The 5,135-nt window shown below is 58.0% G+C and carries 3 protein-coding genes; 1 reads left to right on the forward strand and 2 read right to left on the reverse strand.

The window, feature by feature from the left end; translation table 11 throughout:
- Positions 1-570 precede the first annotated feature (570 nt).
- On the reverse strand, positions 571-3,144 hold the full coding sequence (locus tag Q0072_RS16515) for a S8 family peptidase (protein ID WP_298332416.1): 2,574 nt from the start codon (positions 3,142-3,144) through the stop codon (positions 571-573).
- A complete protein-coding gene (locus tag Q0072_RS16520; RefSeq protein ID WP_298332419.1) occupies positions 3,137-4,402 on the reverse strand; it encodes an AAA family ATPase in 1,266 nt (421 codons plus the stop codon). The genes Q0072_RS16515 and Q0072_RS16520 overlap by 8 nt, the downstream gene beginning before the upstream one ends.
- Positions 4,403-4,946: 544 nt before the next feature.
- Here Q0072_RS16520 and Q0072_RS16525 point away from each other — a divergent pair.
- Positions 4,947-5,135, forward strand: a 189-nt coding sequence (locus tag Q0072_RS16525; protein WP_366941836.1) for a hypothetical protein, incomplete at its 3' end; no start/stop codon positions are given.

Genomic DNA, 5,135 nt, shown 5'->3' on the forward strand with positions numbered 1-5,135 from the left:
CGAGCACTCCCAAGACCGTCCATTTCCAAAATCCCGACCATCCGCCACCACCAAAATCAGGGGACGGCAGAATCTCAGTTCTCAGCCCTGCCGCAAGACGGGCAACGGCTGACGCTTACTACCCAATGGGGGGGCCGGCGGCAGGTGTGGCTTGCCGCCGGCCCTTTTGCGGGACGCGGTGGTCGGGAAAGTGTGGTGCCAACCTCGGTGTCCGGACGGCGGCAGTGCTGACCGCTAAGGGGCCGGTTGGGGGCCGGGAGCGGAATGGCGGATATCGAACTCGGATCAGGTAAAGCGGACACTGCCGCTGAACGGTGATCCGGCTGCTTATGACCCGAAGCGGACCATCGCTTGCGACCGCTTCGCGCCAAAAGCGAAAGTCGATATACGCGCAATCCATCGCCCGAGATTGCCCGTAAATGGACAGTTCGTTTTGGGCGCCGCAGCGATCTGGTGAAGATCATCTGGTATGACGGCCAGGGCAGTTGTTCACCATCACCCAGGCGCTTGACGGGGGCAACCAAGCTTATTCCAGGCGCCAAACTGTCCGGGAAACGGGGGCCAACTCAATCACGGACTCCTTCGTGGCCGCAGACGGTGGGCGATGGTGATATCGGCTAGCACAATGCCCCGGTTTTGGAGATCGAGGCGCATTTCTTCGCGGACTGGAGCTTTCTCGTTGATGTCCGAAATCGTCAGGATCAGGGTGAACTGCACGCCCTCGGTGGGAAACGACACTCCGGCTCGTACCAAGCTTTCCAGAGAAAGTCGCCAATTTGACGTATTGCCGCGGCCTTGCGGCATCAATGCCTGATAACGCTTGATCGGGGTCCATTTCAGGCCGGTCTTGATCAGGTAGCTCTCGGTCTTTTTCATGCCTTGCGGCACTTCTGCCGAGTCATGCTTCAGTTGACTGTCCCAGGAAAGTTCGCCCGTTTTGGTATCGATATTCTCCTGATGGAGAAATGCCTCCAACTGCACCCTGATCGCCTCTTCCCGGTGATCGGGATCGATGGGTGGTGTATAGCAGAGCGTCACGTCACCACGACCGCGGCACGAACCATCAGAGTTCACCAGTGAGCGCGGCCAAGCGAAGGCAAATTCAAGACGCTGTTTGGCAAGCAGCCGTTCGCTGAACACCAGCGTCACCGAATGCGGCTCATCGTTCAGGATAGCATCGGCAACCGGCGCAATACCGAAGCCCACGAAGTCACGGGTAACATGCCGCAACGGTGGTTTGTTGAGCGCATCTGGGCGTTTTGCCCGGTGGATTGGTAGTGCAAGCAGGGTTTCACGAGGAGACTGCCGCTCTAGTCGTTGATCAAGGGTAGCCAACGTGGAGGCCGCTAAGGGCGCGGCGAAGCTGGTCCCACAATTATGCATCGCGTCGCCGCCGGGTGTCAGCGAGATCAGGCCGGTTTGACTATTCCCGGAAACATTGGCTCCGCCGTAATGGGCAATATCCGGCTTGCGCGCACCGCCGACCCCTGGCCCACGCCTTGTGTAGGTGGTTGGCAACAAATGCTGATGTCCGGCTACGCCAAGCGGATTCACTGCCCCTACGGTGATGCCGAGTACATGTTCGGATGGTGCAGTGATTTGCTGATCTTGCGTTCCAAAACCTGCCAGCATGATAGCGGCATCACCGGCCTTATCAGGCCAAGGCGGACGGTTAGCCGCGGATGGAAGATTGCCCGCCGCGACCACAAAAATCACATCGTTTACCCTTGCAATTCGATCCAGCCGGTCGGCCGCCAGCGAATAAGCTAATCGCGAGGAGCGTTGTCCAATAGAAAAGCTGAGGTTGAATATTCGTATGCCGTGATCACGTTTGGCAACCTTCACCTTTTCATCCAAAATATCAAAAAGATCTTCGATATCCGGGTAGTATTGACTACGCAGTTCGCGTCGAGGAAAAAGGTCAAAGTCGAAGAACTTGCAGCCTGTCGGTTCAAGACCAGCACTCAATTGCGGATTGAAGGCGCTTGCTCCGCTGACAAGCCCGGCGATGAAGGTGGCATGAGCTTCGTCACGATCCTGTTCCGGCACCAAACCGGCATCTCCGATCTTCCACTTGTCGAGCATGGCGGAGGCAGTCACGCCACCATCAATGATCGCCACTACAGGGTAATCGGCCCCCGCTATTGGCTCAGGTATCTTTGCCCGCCCGAGAATGGCACCGTTCATCGCCGGGGTGGTTTCGAGAATCGGCGGGAGTTCAACCGACCTGACCAGTCCTTGCTCAGCCAGGAACGCCAGCAGTTCGTCATGCCGACTGACCGTCAGATCGGCACGCGTCTCCCGCATCTCTGTTGGCAGCGAGGCTTCAGACATTTCTGCCGACCGCCCATCGGCCAGAAACGGTAGATCGATCAGCCGGCGGGAATTATCAGCGGTTAACTGGACTGAAAGGGCGAGGCTTGGTTCTCCGAACTGTGTCGTTGAGGTAGATGGCAGAAATGGTCGCACCAGCAACCCACCCTTCAACCGCTCCAGACCCTGCCGGAAATTCCTGATAAGGAGCTCCATCTCTGTAGCGCCAATATTTGGATCTGGCCGGAATAGTTCGACGATGTAGCCGCCGATCACGTTCGGTTGCCGCATCCAAAGCACGGCCTCCTCGCTAGAAAACTTCACCCGGTCTGTGGCGGAATGCAGCCGGATATCCTCAATGCCGCCAACTTCGCTGCGGTAACCAGATACGCGCGGCTCATTTTTGCCGGTCTTTTTGTTCTGGACTATTCGCGGTATTAATTCTGCCTTGGTTTCAATAATATTGGCCAGCCGATCCAACGCCGAAGGTGTCGCCTGGAATAGCAATTCACCGACACCTTCGGCACCCACGAGGCCAAACCGATTGGATTGGGTGAACAGGCTCCCTAGCGGGCGATGGCTTTTTGCCAGGGCCTCTTCACGCTGCCGGACCTTAATGAAGCCTCCCGGCTGGTTGCTCCGTCGCAAGCTGTCGGCGACGTTCTCGACCCGCTTTTTGATCTTGGCTTTGTGCTCGGCAAAGGCAGCGTTGTTGCCTGCGAAAAAATCCTTCGACCCACCGCCAAAAGGCTGCGGCTCTTCCTTTTCGATAAAGCGTTTCGTATCCAGGAAGACCTGGATGGGGCGCAGATCAGGTCCAGTGTCAGCCATGGGGATGGGCATCCTTCATCTCGCCTGTTTCCCCGCGCTTCTTACGGCGTGAAACAGCGCTTTGAGAGAGGCCTAGGAGCATTCCGCGGTCGGTCTGGGTTAATCCGACACGCTCAAGGGCTTCATCAAGGGCTTCAGGTGGGCCGATGAGCAAACTGGCACGATCAGCCGTAAACAGTCGTGCATTGAGCGCAGCCTGACGGCGGAGCCCTTCTAGAATCAATGAACCTCGGAGGGCGGTCGAAAGGTCTGGTTTTTCCTGACCACCGTTTTCCGAAGGGCCGTGCAGCACGAAGAACCGCTTCCCAGCATCGACCAGCATTTCAAGGTCTGCCCCGCTCATACCTTCTGTCGCCCAGACTAGGAAGCGCAGCTCGGCAGAGCTGAAGCGCATGGGCTTGAGAAATTCCTTCAGCAGCCGTTCGCGTGCATCTGGCTCCGGCTTGGGGAGTTCTATGCGGGCGTCAAAACGCCGCCAGATTGCCGCATCGAGTAGATGCTCGTGGTTGGTTGCCGCCAGGGTAACGCCCGTCCCATTCCGACCGTCGAGCGATTGCAGTAGAGTGTTGACCACGCGCTTAAGCTCTCCGATTTCCTGTGCATCATCGCGCGCCTTTGCCACGGCGTCAAATTCATCCAGGAACAGCACGCAGCGATAGCGATTGGCGAAATCGAACAGCGCACCGATGTTTCGCGCTGTCGTTCCCAAAAAGGATGAAACCAAGCCATCAAGACGCACTTCGACGCAAGGAAGTCCGAGTTGCTGCGCGAGGTAGCGGGCAAGCTTGGTTTTTCCTACACCGGGCGGTCCATAGATCAAGCATCGCATATGCGGTTTTGCGCCTACGCGGGCCAATTCTTCGGCACGCCGCCACTCCTCCAAAAGATCTGTGATGGCCCCAGACAGGGAAGCGTTCAGGATTGGCGCCTGCAGGATATCGTCGCTGGAGGCAAAGATCACGCGCGCTAGCGGCGTGCTGGTTTCACGGTCCCTAGGGATGGGGGTCGATGGCGATAATGTTTCACCAGGGAGCTGCCGACGAGCAGCCTCAGCCATCATCCGCATTTCCTCCATAGCCAACGGCGCCATGGTCTGACGCCGTCCCGCGCGTGAAAGCAGCCGAACGAGCTTTTCGGCCTGATCGCTATCGGCTTTTGCCAGCGCATCCCTCAGCCGCTCGATTTGCTGCTTTGCCCGCGGTTCTTCTGCATCGAGGGCAATGCGCGCCAACGTTAGGACTATGTCAAAATGTTCCATTTTATGCGCCTTGCCAGCGAACATATGCGTTTTGAGGAATTCATTATGCGCACAGACGAATATAAATGCAAGAGTCCAGACCCCCATGCAGACCTACGCAATTGGATAGGGGGCTGCGGAGCAACGGAACAGGACACCGACATAGAACCCAGAGACGTTGGGAAACACGTGTTTTCTGTCAGGTGGCGGAAACCGTTCGCGAGACAGCGCAAGCCCCCCCGGAAATCGTGAGCGGCAAACCCTGCCGGATTGGTCGGCAATACGAAAACGGCTTCAGCAGGGCTTTTCGTGCAGCCAGCCATCCCTTTTGTCGGTTTCCTATTCCGTTGCTCCCGGAAGAACATTCCCTGCTCCCGCCGCCCAGAAGCAGCCCGTCCGCTCCTGGCGCATCTCAGCCATCCATGGCACTCATCCCAATGGCCGCTTTCGAGCGTGGTGATTGAGCGATTGGATAACCGAGATGGGGCGCAAACCACCCCCCCCTCCCCATTGCCTCCCCCCCTCCATTGGCCTATGCTGCCAGCCTATGCCAATGGAGGGCGACATGATCCCTGACCAGCGGGCGGTGAAGCTGTTCCGTAATGGGCGCCATCAGGCGGTGCGGAGTCCGGTGGAGTTTGAGTTGCCGGGCACGGACGCCATGATGTACCGCGAGGGCGACAGGATTGTGATCGTTCCGGTGCGCAAGCGCGGGCTGGGCGCGCTGCTGGATTCATGGGCACCGCTGGACGAG

It is taken from the genome of Asticcacaulis sp. (assembly GCF_027484505.1).
Lineage (GTDB): Bacteria > Pseudomonadota > Alphaproteobacteria > Caulobacterales > Caulobacteraceae > Asticcacaulis.